Genomic DNA, 14,320 nt, shown 5'->3' with positions numbered 1-14,320 from the left:
CAATTTTGTGTTGTATAATTTGATTTCCCAATGATTTCACAAAAGGACAACGATGATTTACAAACATATCGCTTTAGATGAGTTCATTAAGGGGGGGGGGGCAGTGTAGAGATTTAGCTCCTAGCGAGGATTTGAGCGAGTTTGCAAGCGCGATTGCCACTATGACAAAAAACGCGCAAAAAGGTGATAGCGAGGAGTTCCAAAAGAATGTAATCGCGCAGTTTTTATCCACCACCTTTGATTATGATTGTAATACGCGCGGTAAGGCGGATTTGGCGATTTATGATGATGATATTCCAAAAGTGCTTTTTGAAGTCAAGTCGCTTAGCAACAAGGCAGAATTTGTCAAAACGCCACAAAATCAAACCCACCCCCTAACCCCCTCCGCAAGGGAGGGGGAATCTTTGGAATCCAAAGCATTCTATGAGTCCATTCTCTACTACCTGCGCGAATCTCACACCAACAACAACATAAAGCACATTATCCTTTGCACCGCGCACGAATTCTACATAATAAACGCCAAAGCCTACCACAAACTTTTCGCAAATAACGCTGACAAAGCAGCACAAAAGCGCATTGACACCGCGTATAAGAACTGCGATAAAAAGCAGGGCACAGACACAAGCACGAGCAAATTTTATGATGAAATCGCACGGATTTTGCCAGACATTGATGCCACGCTAGAGTTTTGCTATGTCAATGTCGCCTCCATTGTAGAAAAGCCACGCGACTTAGCCCTATTTTACGCGCTTTTATCGCCAAGCGTCTTGCTACAAATCCCGCACTATATCGATGCAAACACGCTAAATGAGCGATTTTACAAAGAGCTACTCTACATTTTAGGCTTAGTGCAAGTCGAGCAAAACCGCAAGGCACTGATTTTGCCAAGCCCCACGCCAAACACGCTACTGCATTCAATCAAAAGCGACTTTGCCGACAAACTGCCACGAGATTTTAGCGATTCGAGCAAATCAAGCCAAGATTCTAGCGATTCAGCCGACATTTTCGACTCCCACATTTTCCCGCTTATTATGCTGTGGAATAACCGCATTTTATTCTTACGCCTACTTGAATCAATGCTACTAAGTTTCCGCCACATTGAGAAGCCCTTTTTAGACATTAGCATTTTGCGTGATTTTGGTGCGCTAAATACGCTATTTTTCAAAGTCCTAGCCGTGAAAAATCGCGCCGACATTCCGCAAAATCTAGCAAATATCCCCTATCTAAACTCTAGCCTTTTTGAGAAATCCGCGCTTGAATCGCAAGGCTTTGAAATCGCCACTCTTGAATCTAGAGAGCTAAAAATCGCGCCAGATTCGATATTACGCCGTGATAAAACTTTGCGTGAGAAATATATATGCAAAGATGATTCACTTCCCTTGCTAGAGTATTTATTTGCGTTTTTACACGCTTATGACTTCACCACCACGCCTAGCGATGTGCAAAACTACGCCAAGACAAACCACGATAAGCTCATAAACTCCGCTGTTTTGGGGCTAGTCTTTGAAAAGCTAAATGGCTACAAAGAGGGCTCTTTCTACACGCCTAGCTTTATCACGCGCTATATGTGCCAAAGCTCGATTCGCAAAATCGTGGTGGAAAAATTTAATAGCGCGAATCCAAAATGGCAGTGCAAAACCATAGCCGACATAGAGGACGAAATCCACCGCGAAATCCGCCACGCTAGAAATGCGCTAGATTCGTCATTGCGAGGCAGTGGCGATAGCCATAACGAAGCAATCCATAAAATAGATACCCACCCCCTAGCCCCCTCCGCAAGGGAGGGGGAAACTTTGGATTGCCACGACTTAAAAAGTCCCCTCCCCTGCGGAGGGGATTTAGGGGTGGGTAAATCCACGCAATGCGTGGAATTTCACAATGACAGCACAAAAGAGATTTTAGCCAAATACAACAAAATCTTTCTCTCTATCCGCATTTGCGACCCTGCGGTGGGGAGCGGACACTTCCTAGTCTCCGCGCTAAATGAGCTTATCTCTATAAAAAGTGAGTTGGGATTATTGCTTGATTGCGATGGGAGGCGACTTAGCGACATTGATTTGGCACTAGAAAATGATGAGTTGCTTATCAAAGATTCGCAGGGCAAAATGCTAGATTATGCCATTCCCGCACACGAGGGCATAGAAGCGCACAAAATCCAAAAGGCGATTTTCTATACCAAAAAAGAGCTTATCGAAAACTGCCTTTTTGGCGTGGATATAAACCCAAATTCTGTAGAAATCTGCAAACTACGCCTTTGGATAGAGCTACTCAAATACAGCTATTATGAAAATATCGCTTCAAAAGAACTGCAAACGCTCCCAAATATTGACATAAACATAAAGTGTGGCAATAGCTTAGTAAGCCTTTTTGAGCTCAATGAATCCGATGAAAATGGCAATCCAAAGCCATATACCCTAAAATGGCTCAAAAATCAAAATTCTGAGTTCTCTCAAAATTTTAGAGAAAAACTTTTACGCTATAACGACTTGGTGCAAACCTACAAAGAAAAACTAGGCGACAAGCAAGCAATCGCTAAAGAGATAGAATCTATCAAATCATATTTCAAAACTACGCTTTTGGATAATAGCTTTGTATCAAAACAGATGAAGGACAAACTTAAAAATTTCATAGAAATCTATGGGGACGAGGTGTTTGATATTGGGACACCATTTGGTATGGAAATGATAAAAATCAGTAGAAATAATGGAATGAAATTTATTCCAAAAATACAAGCAAACAAAGACGATGTATTTGAGTATTCCACTCCAAAAGAGATTGACAACCAAGGGCAAAAACTTCTAGATTCTATCAAAGCGGATTTTGACAACATACAATCCATAAAAGAACAACAAACTTTTGAATGGCGATTTGAATTCCCTGAAGTGCTTGATTTGCAATCCTTGCAATCAAAGCAAGAAAAAGCAAAACTACACAACGCGAAAAAACGCGCAGGACAAAATCCAACGCCCAATGAACTTGATTCCATAGGCGACTTTATGGGATTTGATTTGATTATAGGTAATCCGCCGTATGTGGTAAAGAGAAAGATAGAATATCCGCAATACAAATGGAATAGCGACCTATACACAATGTTTTTTGAAATGGGCTTTAAAATCGCAAAGCCAAATTATTATGTGAATTTTATCACACCTAGATTTTGGCTTGTCAATGAGAGTTTGCAATCAATGCGCAAATATTTTTTAGAAAAAGTCAATTTGCTTTCATTAAGCGAATCAAATCCATTCACACGCGCCAAAACTGAAAATGTCATAGCTGAGATTCAAATCTGCACCCCAAATCAAAGCACCATAAAACACTACAAAGAAACAAATGAAATTTTTAATTTTATCGACAATGTAGAAAAGGATATTTTTGCACAAAATGCCAAAAGTGAAATTATCTTTAATGTGGATAAAAATTTGATTGCACTATTTGATAAGATTTGCAAAGATACGATTCTGCTAAAATCAATAATGCAAACAAAGCGCGGCGCAGAATATGGCAAGAATTTTGTGAGAGATTTTCGCAAAGGAATGAAAATTTTATGTGGTGGCGAAGTAAAGGCGTATAGCGTTGAGTGGAATCAAACTTTTATAGATTCAAAACTAAAAGATATTCAAAGATTATTTGACTTTTTTCAATCAAAAGATTTGATTTATTTAAGGCGTGTCGATAAGCGTTTGAGTGCTAGTATGACAAGCGAATCCTACGCATTTACCAAAAATATCTATGGCATAAAAATCACAAATGCGAAATATAATCCCAAATTTATCCTAGCATTGCTAAACTCAAAACTGCTAAATTTTTATTATCTTAAAAAATTCACAACCAAAAAAAGAGGAATTGTTCCCAGAGATTCAAACATATTTATATGAGCAATTACCGATTCCAAAGCTAAACACCAAAAATCAAAAAATCGCAGATAAGATTGTGAATCTAGTCGATAAGATTTTAGAGCTAAAAGCAAAAGATTCGCAAAGCGACACCACCACGCTTGAATCTCAAATCGATAAGCTAGTCTATCAACTCTATGATTTAGATTCAAACGAAATAAAAATCATAGAATCCACCTAGCACTACTATTGACAACGCACTAAAAACGCGCTATAATTTGCGCGTATTCACGGCGGTGCTTTACCGCCACCTTTTAGCCTTAAGCAAAACTTTCAATCACTTCAATCAAAAAATCCTGCTAACTCGCTATCAAAAGCCTCTATCATATCATCTAAAAATGCTTCCATTTTGTCTGGCTCTATCCCCGCCACGATTTTTGTTTTGCCAAAAGTTAGACAAGTAGAAAGCCTAGAAGTCCCATTCGCATTGCGTTTGAAAAGATTTTCAAAGTGAAAAGCGCGGTTTCTCATCGTGCGAAATAGCGCGTAAGCCACGATGACTTTTTGATAGTTCCGCATTTTGTCTTTTTTATTAAACTTTGAGTATTTTTTGAAATCTATATGCGCTAGATTTACAAGGGCATTGTGGATTTTGCACTCATTGATTTTATCGCCCCAAAAGCCTAGCGTTTGCTTAGATACAAACTCATCATCGCCTATTTGCAAAATCTGTGCGACTTTATTGCGCGTGATGATTTCCAAAAGCCCGATTTTAGCGCATAATCTTTGTATAAGCAAGAAATTTTCTTTGTGTTGCTCGGTGGATTCATAGCTTTGCAATCGTTTTTGCGAAAATAGTGCGATTTGCTTGTTTAAGTCTATTGTCATTTTTATCCCAATAATCAAAATTTGTGTAGAATTGTAACATATTTTGCTTAATTGCTACTTAAAAATAACATAAAGTAAAAAATCGTAGAGTTTAATTAAACCCTTTGAATCAAAATAAGTATGCTACAATACACCAAAATCTAAAATAAGGAATCTGCAAATGAGCACTTTAGTGATAGAAAATGTCAAAGATGAGTTTCTCCCTGCGTTTAAGGCACTTAGCAAGGCGATGAATGCAAAATGCAGGGTTGAAAAAGTCAAAAAACCAAAACTCACAAAATTTGAAAAAGGGATTTTAAAAGCAAAGGCAGAGGTTGAATCTGCGCGTAAAAACGGCACATTGCGGACATTTAGTAGCGCGAAAGAATTTAGAATAGCAGTAGAAAATGGCGAAATATAATATCAACTACGCAAAAAGTTTCATCAAGGACTACAAAAAGCTACAAACCAAAGAAAAAGACTTGACAGACGCACTAATCGACAAACTCGCAAATGGCAAAACACTAGAGCCAAAGCATAACGACCACGCGCTAAATGGCAATCTGCAAGGCACTAGAGAGTGCCACATAAAGCCAGATTTGCTTTTAATCTATGAAAAATTTGATGATATTTTACAGCTAAATGCCTTGCGTGTGGGAAGCCATAGCAAACTTTTCAAAAAGTAAAATTTATAAGATTCGCCACCTTTGCAAAACGCCCACCACAACTATAAGATTCCACCAATCTCACCCAAATCTCCCTGCGATATAGTCCCTTGTCTTTTTCTCTTTTGCCTCATCGCTAAAGATTATTTTAGTTTTGTTAAATTCCACCATTTCACCCAGCCAAAAAAACGCCACTTTGTCGCTGATACGCATTGCTTGTTGCATATTGTGCGTAACGATGATTATGGTGTATTTGGAGCGCAAATCTTTGACTAACTCCTCGATTTTAAGCGTAGAAATCGGGTCAAGCGCACTTGTAGGCTCATCCATCAAAATCACCTCAGGATTTATCGCCAAAGCCCTAGCGATACACAGCCTTTGCTGCTGCCCACCGCTAAGCGATAGCGCGGAAGTCTGCAGTCTGTCTTTTAGCTCATCAAAAAGTGCGACATTTTTTAGGCATTTCTCTACGATTTCATTTAGTTTGGTTTTGTCCTTGATTCCGTGTGTTTTGGGACCAAATGTTAGATTTTCATAGATACTCATAGGAAATGGATTTGGCTTTTGAAATACCATTCCCACCTTTTTGCGAAGCAGATTGACATTGTAGTTTTTGTAGATATTTTTATCATTTAGCAAAATCTGCCCTTTGATTTTGCAGTTTTCTACCAAGTCATTCATACGATTTAGACTTTTTAGCAAAGTAGATTTTCCACAGCCACTAGGACCGATAAACGCGCTTATCTCGTTTTCTTGCAATTCCAAATTGATATTTTTTAGCGCACGAAAATCCCCATAATATAGATTCATATCTTTGATTTTAAATGCAACGCCCATTTTTCACTCCTTTTTACTTATTTCGCGCCGAATCGCTTGATTGCCACATTTGAAAGCAGGTTGATTCCCACCACGATAAATAATAGCACCACCGCCGTAGCATAAGCCTGCTCAATGAACTGCCCCTCACTCAAAAGCGCGTAGAGATGCACGCTTAGTGTCCGCCCAGAGTCATTTGCCCCAGCTACCTTTGCCACGCTCCCAGAAGTATAAAGCAATGCCGCGCTCTCCCCTATTATACGCCCTATGCTTAAAATCACGCCACTTAGTATCCCACTCATCGCACAAGGCAAAACCACCACAAAAATCGTGCGTAGCTTCCCCGCCCCAAGCGCGAAGCTGCCCTCTTTGTAAGCCTGTGGCACAGACTTTAGCGACTCCTGCGTGGCAGTCAAAATCAATGGCAAAATCATCACCGCTAGAGTTAGCGCACCAGATAACATACTCACACCCATTTTAAAATAAATCACAAAAGCCAAAAATCCAAAAAGCCCATACACAATGCTAGGAATCCCCACTAACACTTGCGAAGCCAGATTTATAAGCGCGACTACTAAGCTAGTGTTTTTAGCGTATTCTTGCAAAAAAATCGCACCAAAGATTCCAAAAGGCAGTGCAAAAACCAAAGAAAGCAAAATCATAAAAAGCGTGTTAATGATTGCAGGTGTCATCGAAGCATTTAAAGTAGAGTATTCAAACTCAAAAATCTTTAGGCTTAAATGCGGAATGCCTTTGATTAAAATATAGCCCACGATTAGCGCGATAGTAGCAAGTGTGAAAAACACACCGATATAAATAATAGCGCGTAAAAATAGCGACAAGAAATCCTGCGATTTTATGGTGGCTATCATTTGTTTGTCGATTTTTTCTTTGAATCCCATTTTTAGCCCCTTTTTAGCGCATTTACACCAAAACTTTTATGATTTTTTCTTTAGTGCCAAAAAGCACATATTGATAAGCAGTATAAAAACAAATAGCACCGCACTTGAAGCGATTAGCGCGTCTCTGTGAATCCCACTTGCATAGCCCAACTCTAGCACGATATTTGTCGTAAGTGTGCGAAGTCCATCGCTTATGCTTGTAGGGATTATAGGCTGATTTCCAGCGATGACAATCACTGCCATCGCCTCGCCGATAGCTCGTCCCACGCCCAAAATCACACTTGCCAAAATCCCACTTTTTGCGTCCTTTAGCACGACAAAAAACACCGCTCTCTCTTTACTCGCACCAAGCGCGATTGCGCCCTCATAGTAGCTTTTGCTAACGGCTTCTATGCTTGTCTTTGATACCAAAATGATTGTCGGCAAAATCATCATTGCCAAAAGGATAGACGCGCTTATTAGCCCCTTGCCATTTGTGTCAAAGACTTGGGCAAAAAACGGCACAATCACAATCAACCCAAAAAATCCATACACAATGCTAGGAATCCCAGCCATTAGCTCTACCAAAGGCGTGATGATTTTATTTTGGCGCGAAAAGTAAGCCAAATAAATCGCGCACAAAATCCCAAAAGGCACACCAAACAAAATCGCCAAAGCCGTTACATAAAGGCTTCCCACAATCATAGGAAAAATCCCAAAAACTTCATTTAGCGGTTGCCACACTTCGCCAAATAAAAATTCGCTAACCCCTATGCTAAAGATTGTAGGAATAGCATTGCCAAACAAAAATACGCAGATGATAATCACGGCAATTATACACACTACCGCGCAAAGTCCAAAAAGCATTGAAGCAAAAAACTCAAGGCTAAAAATATCTTTTTTGTGTTTTTTGTTTTGTTTTTTTATCACATTAAACACGCGCAAAAATCGCAACGCAAAAAATCTAACAATATGATTTTTGGGTTTCTTTGGTTTTTTGGGGGATTTTGGATTTTTTTGTGAAGTTTTTTTGTCATTTTCTCGCGTGATAAAATCTCTCAAAAACTGATTTTGTGGAAAAATATTTTGCGCAAAAAAATCAGGTAAAATCTTTTTTTTCATATCTAGTAGTTGCAAAATCTTTTGGGCAAAAATTTGCATAGACACTCCTTTTTTGTGAGATTTTGTGAGATTTTTACGCTTAGAAAATTATTTTAGGTGTCCCTTCCATTTTAAGTCATACTATTTTGCTAGCTCTTCCCACTTAAGTATTTTGCCGCTAAAAATATCTTTTACTTGCTCTTTTTTCAAATCGCTTATGGTGTTTTGTGGATTCACTATCACAGCTAAGCCATCAATGGCTAAAACTTCCGCCTTTACACCCGAGCTTAACTCTTTGTCCTTTAGCTCACGGCTTACCATTCCAATGTCGGCGATTCCTTGCACCACAGAGTTTATGCCCGTTGTCGAATCGGATTGCAAAATCTCAATATTCACGCTTGGATTTTGCGCAGTGTATGATTCTTTTAGTTTTTCCATAAGCGGTGTTATAGAGCTTGAGCCTGCGATTATGATTTTGCCACTTAGATTGTTGCTACCTGCTTTTTTGGCGTCTTTGCCTAGCTCAAGCGGGATATATCCAGCCTTTGTGATTACCGCGACATTTGCCCTACTAAAATCCAAAAAGTCCCTTACAAGCGTGGCTTTACTGATAGATTCGCTCATAAATTTTGCCTTCATTACGACATTAAACGGACGCGAAATGCCGTATTTTTTACTCTTAATATTTTCCACGCTTGGCGCAACGCCGTCAATTTTTACGCCCTTTACTATTGATTTTAGCGAGCCTAGAGAGACATAGCCGATTGCGTTTTTATCATTTGCTATGCTTGTTAGCATTACGGCGGTAGAGTTTGTGATTTCTGCTTTTAGGCTTGTGGTGTCTACTTTTTTGCCGTTTTGGGACTCAAGTAGCCCAAAAATCTCTACAAACGCGCCCCTTGTGCCAGAGCCGTCCTCGCGCGAAATCACATTGATTTTGCCCGTTTGTGAAGCCTTTAGCAATCCTCCGCTTAAAGCCAAAGAAGCTAGCACCAAAGAGATAAGCCCGATTATTTGAGCGATTTTGATTGTTTGTGGAACTTTTTTCAACATTGTATCTCCTTTTGTTGATTTGATTTACTTGTGCGAATTTGCAACATACGCAATCCAAACACAGCGAAATCATAACAACGCAGTGTAAAAGCAACTAGCAGGCTTTTGTAAAATCTATGTAAAATGTGCATTGTGATATGTCGCTTCAAGTGCGAGAATCAAGCGAAGTTTTGCAAAATTTAGCTTGCAAAATCTAGCAAAATCTCAAAGAAGTTTCAAAAAAGTTTTAGCAGATTTCAAGTGGGGGTTTTAAATTTTTGAAGTATTTTTGAAAGAAGTTTTTTTTAATTTGAAAAAAAAATTTAAGTAAAAAACTGATAAAAAGTTTTTGCAAGATTTTTGCCCTAGCATAAATAGGCATATCACTGCCTTAGAAATAGCATATCTTTTATGCCCTCATAGACAAATCCAGAGTGCTTTTCTAGCTTCATAAATTCTGCATTTATCTTTGGTTTTGTGTTTGATTTTGCTTGCGGGATTGCTTGTGGAATTGCTTGCGTGGAATCTGCCTGTGCAGATTTATCTAGAGAGTCTTTGTCCTTTTTTTCTTGCGTCAAATTTTCTTGTGCGAAGTTTTTTTGCCCAAAGTCATTTTGCGTTGATTTTTCTTGTGTGAAATCGTTGTTTTGCGCTATATTTTCTTGTGTAGTCAAATCTTGGCTATTTTGATTTTGATGATTTTGATTTTGCGGATTTTCATTTTGTGGGGCTTGATTTTGTGGGGATTGCATATTTGGCACTATCGCCATTATCTTGCCCCTCATTAGACGATTTTGGGAGTGATTTTGCATCATCATAGATTCTGCTTCATCGTTATAAGATTTTTTAGGTTTTTTTGCTAGCTTTGCTTGCTGTTTTTCCTCTCTTGTTTCCTGCCTTGTCTTTTTGGGATAAAACATCTCTACAAATTTTGCAACACTCACCTTGATATTGCCAAAGCTCGGGTCAGCCAAATACACAAACTTAGAATCTATCCCTTTTAGCACGCTAAAATGCTCAATATTTCGCACCTTGACATAGATGATGACAGGGGCTTTTAGCTCATATAGTGCGGGCAAATCCACTGCCAACCCAAACGCCCTAAACCCTCTATCCTCCGCATATCCCACCATATCATAAAACGACAAATGCGCCTTTTGCTTCATCTCATCATCAAATTGTATTTCTTCTTTTTGGTTTATGTCGATTCCCTTTTTTAGTAGCACCGTATCCAAAATCTCTTTTTCACTTGCGTTTTCTAGCCCATAATAATGCTCCAAAATACTTGATAGCGAAGCAGCACCACAGCTATAATCATACTCTTGCTTTGTGAGATTTTTATCACGCATTTCACTCCAGCTTGTGATTTGCCTATCTTTTGTAATCGGGGCAAATGGAGGCGAAAACAAAGGGGAACTAAAAATATGCACGCTAAATTTTTGCTTGCTAGTGTTTTTAGATTTGCTAGATTTTTGCTTGCTAGCCTTACTAGATTTTGTATTGCTAGATTCTACTTCGCTAGATTTTGCCTTACTAGAATCTGCTTGGCTAGAATCCACTTTGTTAGATTCTGCTTGACTAGATTTTTGTGTGCTTGATTCTACTTGTGGTTCGCTAGATATTTGTGGCGCGCTAGATTGACTAGATTGTCCCACTTCTGCAAACGCTACGAAGCAAGGCACAAACCAACAAGCAAAAATTTTTCTTATCATTTTTTAGATTTTATAAGATAGCATAAGTGAAATCGAGCTTGTCTTATACTGCGCATTTTCGCGAAACTCCGCATCTGCAAACAAAATAAGATTTGCCATTATCTCATAAGCTAGCCCTAGATTTAGCCCGAGCGAAGAGCCAAGCGGGGCTAGGTAGCTACCATTTACATTATCTCGGGTTTGGTATTGGTAGCTTATGCCAGCATTTAGTGATATGTATGGATTCACAGCGAAATACACCATAGGGCGCAGTGAGATACGCTCTCCATTGTCTATACTTTGGGATAGGTGGGATTTTTCGAGGCTTAGCGAAAAGCTAGCTTGCAGTGCTAGCACGATAGGGTCAATCGTATAGTAGCTTGTCGCAAAGAAATTGTAGTTTTTGGCGTATTGGAGGTTTTTTGCCCCGCTTTGATAGTAAGCCCTCTCTATGATGTCCATACTCGCTCCTAGCATAAGTGCGGGGGCTTTGCCCTCACGCTTTGCTTCTACAAGCACGCCTACATTCCACGAGCCAAAGTCCCCTGTGCTATTGCTAGCATAAGTGTTTGTAATGTCATTTTTTGCGACACTATGCTGCCAAAAAGCATTTACTGTGCTAAAGATTTCCACACGCTTATACACGCCATATCGCGCATAAAGAGAGAAAGCGAGATAGTCTTGATTTGTCGTGGTAGATATGGGCACAGAGATTTGAGAATTATTACCTAGCTGAATCTGTGCGATTCCGCTAAAGGCATTTTTGCTTAAAAGATTTATATAAGAAAAAGAAGTGATTAGCTTAAAGTCATTGCTTTTTGTCATTATCTCATCGACATTTACAGATTTTGCGTGTGCTACTATGCTACTTGCACTCATAGCAAAAGATAGCGCAAAAATCCTAGTGATTTTAAAAAATCTAAAATGATAAATAATGTTTTGCATTACTTGATATTCCTTGAATAATATATGCAGAGATTTTGCTTTTTGCAAAATCTCTAAGAAATGCGATAAATGCTAATACCCAATCCCCGCTTCAATCATCAAGCCAAAATTTTGACTAGCACCAAAGCTTCTATAACTACTTGGATTTGGATTTCCCTCATAAGTCGCATAGAAAGGGACAGCCCTAGATTGCGCTAGATTTTCATATTTGCCAATGGCTTTGATATACCATTCCTTGCGCTCATCTATGTCTTGGGAATAGCCTAGAATTGCGGACACTCCGTAGCTAAAGCCTTTTAGCCCAGACTTTGCTCCATAAGTCTTGCCTAGCTCATACCAGCCACTTATGGCATTAAACCCAGCACTATACTCTATGCGCCCTTTGCTAGACACAGGCACAGCTCCTTGCAGCTCTAGCCCACCATAAAATAGATTTCTATTAAACCCTTTAGAAGTAGTGCCGCTCGCCGAAGAAGCCCCCAAATAGTCATCGCCCAGCACTATATTTACAAAAAGCGGGATATTTTTTGTGAGTATATTTAGTCCTAGCTTGATTTTTACATCTGTGTTTAGGGCTAGCTCTTCTCTACCTAAGCTATCAAATGTAGCCCCACTATATGTAATCCCACCAAGTCCCAAGCGGATACCTAGCAACGCCTGAAATCGCTTGTAGGACTCTGTCGCTTCAGCATTGACAAACCCACCATAAGATTGTGCCTTTGCTTGCGATGAGTCTAGGTGTAAGTAGCTTGCACCCACACCAAACCTACCCGATAGACAATGCTCCTCATCTCCCTGAAAGCACAGCCCAACAGCCTCTAGACTAGAAAGTCCACCTATGCCCAAAACAAAAAGGATTTTGCTTGCTTGTTTTGCGATATTTGGTTTTCCAAAAAATCCTTTTTGTTTTTTATGTAGCTTGTTTAGCATATCCTGCTTGTGAATCAGTGTCATTTCTTGACTCCTTTTGATTATATGTGCCAAGCAGGGATTTAATCCCTACTTGATTTGTCTAAATAAGGCAAGTCGTATTATTGCAAGTATCACAACGCACCAACGATTAAAGCACTAGCTTTTACAACAAAAACACCACACATTGTGTTTTTTGAAAAAAATGTGTGGTAATGACAGATAAAGCTACTTAACAACCTGCACAGGTCTGCTTATAAGGCAACATATATTTAGCCTTGAAATCCATTTGCCAAGCCAGCCAAAAAACTCACCTTGTGTCTCTTCTAGCTCTTTTTGGGATAAAATCTCCACATTTAGATTGCTTAGATTTTGTGTGCCAAAGAGGAACTCGGCATAAGGCTTTGACATAGCACCTTGCTCTATGTTAGAGGCACTACCTTGCACAGACTGCGGTGCAGGACTTTGCACCGCACCTTGAGCTTGCAAAATCCCAAAAACAAACAATAGACTAAGTCCAAAGTATCTCATCTACACTCCTTTAGAACCCAAGCCCGACTTCTAGCATTCCAGCGAAGTTGTTGCTAGCAGGATAGTTTATCGTAGTAGCGTTAGCTACCCCACCATTTTGATAAAACGGCACGCCTTTAGATGTGCCTAGCTTTTGATACTTGCCGACAACACGCGCATACCACTCATAGCGGTCATTTATCTCGTTTGCAAAGCCTACGCTAGCACTCACACCTAGCCCAAAATCATCTACCCTAGACCGTGCTTCGTAAGTTTTGGCAAGCACATAATACGCACTTACAGCACTTGCGCCAGCACTATATTCTAGTCGAGATTTTCCACCTAGTGGGATAGCACCTTGTAGCTCTAAGCCTAGATTCAAAATAAGCCTTTCAAAGCCTCTTTTTTGCACTGTGTCAAGATTTGTGCTGTAATACTCATTGCCAAATACGAAATTTATAAAAAGTGGCACTCTTTTGGTAAGCACATTTGCACCTAGCTTGACTTTTGTCTCTTCGCCAAAAAACGCAGAGCCTAAGCCTAGATTGGCTAGTGTGCTTCCTTTGAAGCTAGCACCTCCGCCCTCTACCCTTATGCCAAGCATAGCTTGAAATCTTTTATATGCTTCGGTTACTTCGACATTTACAAAGCCACCATAGTTATTCACGCCAGCACCGCTTCCGCTAAAATTTGAGTATAGTCCGCCTACACCAAACCTACCGCTTAAGCAATGCTCATCATCGCCCTGAAAGCATAGTCCAGCAGCATTTGCGCTACCAAATATCCCAAAAAATCCAGCTAAGGCAAATGATAATCTCAACTTTTTATTTAAAACGCCAAACATTAGGACTGAAATGATTCGTTTCATTTCTCGCCTCCTTTCAATGAAGTAATATTTTGCCACCTCTTAAAAGAATTTTCTAAAGAAAAAGATTTTAATAATCTATCAATTCTTTATCAATTCTTTTTGGGGTGGCAAGTAAATTATAAGTGAATAAAAAATAATTTGTCAAGTAAAATATATTTTAATCTTTGTAAAAATACAAATATGTTACGATTTTATACAAAAA

14 protein-coding genes are annotated in these 14,320 nt (G+C 39.3%); 4 read left to right on the top strand and 10 right to left on the bottom strand.

Annotated elements, in window-relative coordinates; genetic code table 11:
- The first annotated feature begins 77 nt into the window (after window positions 1-77).
- Both HMPREF2086_RS10640 and HMPREF2086_RS02690 read left to right on the top strand, forming a co-directional pair.
- Window positions 78-3,875, top strand: a complete 3,798-nt coding sequence (locus HMPREF2086_RS10640; protein ID WP_023927226.1) for a type IIG restriction enzyme/methyltransferase — start codon at window positions 78-80, stop codon at window positions 3,873-3,875.
- Window positions 3,844-4,074: a hypothetical protein gene (locus HMPREF2086_RS02690; RefSeq protein WP_023927224.1), complete on the top strand. Its 231-nt coding sequence runs from the start codon at window positions 3,844-3,846 to the stop codon at window positions 4,072-4,074. Before HMPREF2086_RS10640 ends, HMPREF2086_RS02690 begins: the two co-directional genes overlap by 32 nt.
- Before the next feature lie 101 nt (window positions 4,075-4,175).
- Here HMPREF2086_RS02690 and HMPREF2086_RS02685 read toward each other — a convergent pair whose 3' ends face one another.
- Window positions 4,176-4,721 (bottom strand): hypothetical protein, encoded by a 546-nt coding sequence (locus HMPREF2086_RS02685; protein WP_023927223.1) that lies wholly within the window; start codon window positions 4,719-4,721, stop codon window positions 4,176-4,178.
- Window positions 4,722-4,881: 160 nt separating this feature from the next.
- Here HMPREF2086_RS02685 and HMPREF2086_RS02680 point away from each other — a divergent pair, with 160 nt between their 5' ends.
- Window positions 4,882-5,121 carry a hypothetical protein gene (locus HMPREF2086_RS02680; protein WP_023927221.1) on the top strand — a complete coding sequence of 80 codons (240 nt, stop codon included), beginning with the start codon at window positions 4,882-4,884 and terminating at the stop codon, window positions 5,119-5,121.
- Window positions 5,108-5,386, top strand: coding sequence for a type II toxin-antitoxin system YafQ family toxin (locus tag HMPREF2086_RS02675; protein WP_023927219.1), 279 nt, complete (start codon window positions 5,108-5,110; stop codon window positions 5,384-5,386). Before HMPREF2086_RS02680 ends, HMPREF2086_RS02675 begins: the two co-directional genes overlap by 14 nt.
- 60 nt (window positions 5,387-5,446) lie before the next feature.
- Here the strand turns inward: HMPREF2086_RS02675 and pstB are convergent, their stop codons facing one another.
- From pstB to HMPREF2086_RS02630, 9 genes are all read right to left on the bottom strand, one after another.
- Window positions 5,447-6,202, bottom strand: coding sequence for a phosphate ABC transporter ATP-binding protein PstB (gene pstB / locus HMPREF2086_RS02670; RefSeq protein ID WP_023927218.1), 756 nt, complete (start codon window positions 6,200-6,202; stop codon window positions 5,447-5,449).
- 17 nt (window positions 6,203-6,219) lie between these two features.
- Complete coding sequence (pstA, locus tag HMPREF2086_RS02665) at window positions 6,220-7,083, bottom strand: phosphate ABC transporter permease PstA (RefSeq protein ID WP_023927217.1); 864 nt, start codon at window positions 7,081-7,083, stop codon at window positions 6,220-6,222.
- 36 nt (window positions 7,084-7,119) lie between these two features.
- Entirely contained in the window at window positions 7,120-8,223 is a 1,104-nt protein-coding gene (gene pstC, locus HMPREF2086_RS02660; RefSeq protein WP_023927216.1) for a phosphate ABC transporter permease subunit PstC, read from the bottom strand.
- A gap of 81 nt (window positions 8,224-8,304) precedes the next feature.
- Entirely contained in the window at window positions 8,305-9,216 is a 912-nt protein-coding gene (locus tag HMPREF2086_RS02655) for a substrate-binding domain-containing protein (protein WP_023927215.1), read from the bottom strand.
- Between the two features lie 362 nt (window positions 9,217-9,578).
- Window positions 9,579-10,907, bottom strand: coding sequence for a C39 family peptidase (locus HMPREF2086_RS10635; protein ID WP_023927214.1), 1,329 nt, complete (start codon window positions 10,905-10,907; stop codon window positions 9,579-9,581).
- 3 nt (window positions 10,908-10,910) lie between these two features.
- Window positions 10,911-11,831, bottom strand: a complete 921-nt coding sequence (locus HMPREF2086_RS02645; RefSeq protein WP_023927213.1) for a hypothetical protein — start codon at window positions 11,829-11,831, stop codon at window positions 10,911-10,913.
- Between the two features lie 72 nt (window positions 11,832-11,903).
- Complete coding sequence (locus HMPREF2086_RS02640; RefSeq protein WP_023927212.1) at window positions 11,904-12,785, bottom strand: hypothetical protein; 882 nt, start codon at window positions 12,783-12,785, stop codon at window positions 11,904-11,906.
- A gap of 183 nt (window positions 12,786-12,968) precedes the next feature.
- On the bottom strand, window positions 12,969-13,271 hold the full coding sequence (locus HMPREF2086_RS02635) for a hypothetical protein (RefSeq protein WP_023927211.1): 303 nt from the start codon (window positions 13,269-13,271) through the stop codon (window positions 12,969-12,971).
- Between the two features lie 10 nt (window positions 13,272-13,281).
- Window positions 13,282-14,118: a hypothetical protein gene (locus tag HMPREF2086_RS02630; RefSeq protein WP_023927210.1), complete on the bottom strand. Its 837-nt coding sequence runs from the start codon at window positions 14,116-14,118 to the stop codon at window positions 13,282-13,284.
- Window positions 14,119-14,320: the final 202 nt, after the last annotated feature.

Origin of the sequence: Helicobacter macacae MIT 99-5501 (assembly GCF_000507845.1) — a bacterium.
Classification (GTDB): Bacteria; Campylobacterota; Campylobacteria; order Campylobacterales; family Helicobacteraceae; genus Helicobacter_B; species Helicobacter_B macacae.
This window is presented reverse-complemented; position numbering and strand designations above follow the sequence as displayed.

Coding starts and splice junctions, on each gene's coding strand:
- HMPREF2086_RS02655 (WP_023927215.1), bottom strand. CDS start 9,216: ATGTTGAAAAAAGTTCCACAAACAATCAAAATCGCTCAAATAATCGGG.
- HMPREF2086_RS02680 (WP_023927221.1), top strand. CDS start 4,882: ATGAGCACTTTAGTGATAGAAAATGTCAAAGATGAGTTTCTCCCTGCG.
- pstA (WP_023927217.1), bottom strand. CDS start 7,083: ATGGGATTCAAAGAAAAAATCGACAAACAAATGATAGCCACCATAAAA.
- HMPREF2086_RS02685 (WP_023927223.1), bottom strand. CDS start 4,721: ATGACAATAGACTTAAACAAGCAAATCGCACTATTTTCGCAAAAACGA.
- HMPREF2086_RS10635 (WP_023927214.1), bottom strand. CDS start 10,907: ATGATAAGAAAAATTTTTGCTTGTTGGTTTGTGCCTTGCTTCGTAGCG.
- HMPREF2086_RS02630 (WP_023927210.1), bottom strand. CDS start 14,118: ATGAAACGAATCATTTCAGTCCTAATGTTTGGCGTTTTAAATAAAAAG.
- HMPREF2086_RS02635 (WP_023927211.1), bottom strand. CDS start 13,271: ATGAGATACTTTGGACTTAGTCTATTGTTTGTTTTTGGGATTTTGCAA.
- pstB (WP_023927218.1), bottom strand. CDS start 6,202: ATGGGCGTTGCATTTAAAATCAAAGATATGAATCTATATTATGGGGAT.
- HMPREF2086_RS02675 (WP_023927219.1), top strand. CDS start 5,108: ATGGCGAAATATAATATCAACTACGCAAAAAGTTTCATCAAGGACTAC.
- HMPREF2086_RS02640 (WP_023927212.1), bottom strand. CDS start 12,785: ATGACACTGATTCACAAGCAGGATATGCTAAACAAGCTACATAAAAAA.
- pstC (WP_023927216.1), bottom strand. CDS start 8,223: ATGCAAATTTTTGCCCAAAAGATTTTGCAACTACTAGATATGAAAAAA.
- HMPREF2086_RS02645 (WP_023927213.1), bottom strand. CDS start 11,831: ATGCAAAACATTATTTATCATTTTAGATTTTTTAAAATCACTAGGATT.
- HMPREF2086_RS10640 (WP_023927226.1), top strand. CDS start 78: ATGAGTTCATTAAGGGGGGGGGGGCAGTGTAGAGATTTAGCTCCTAGC.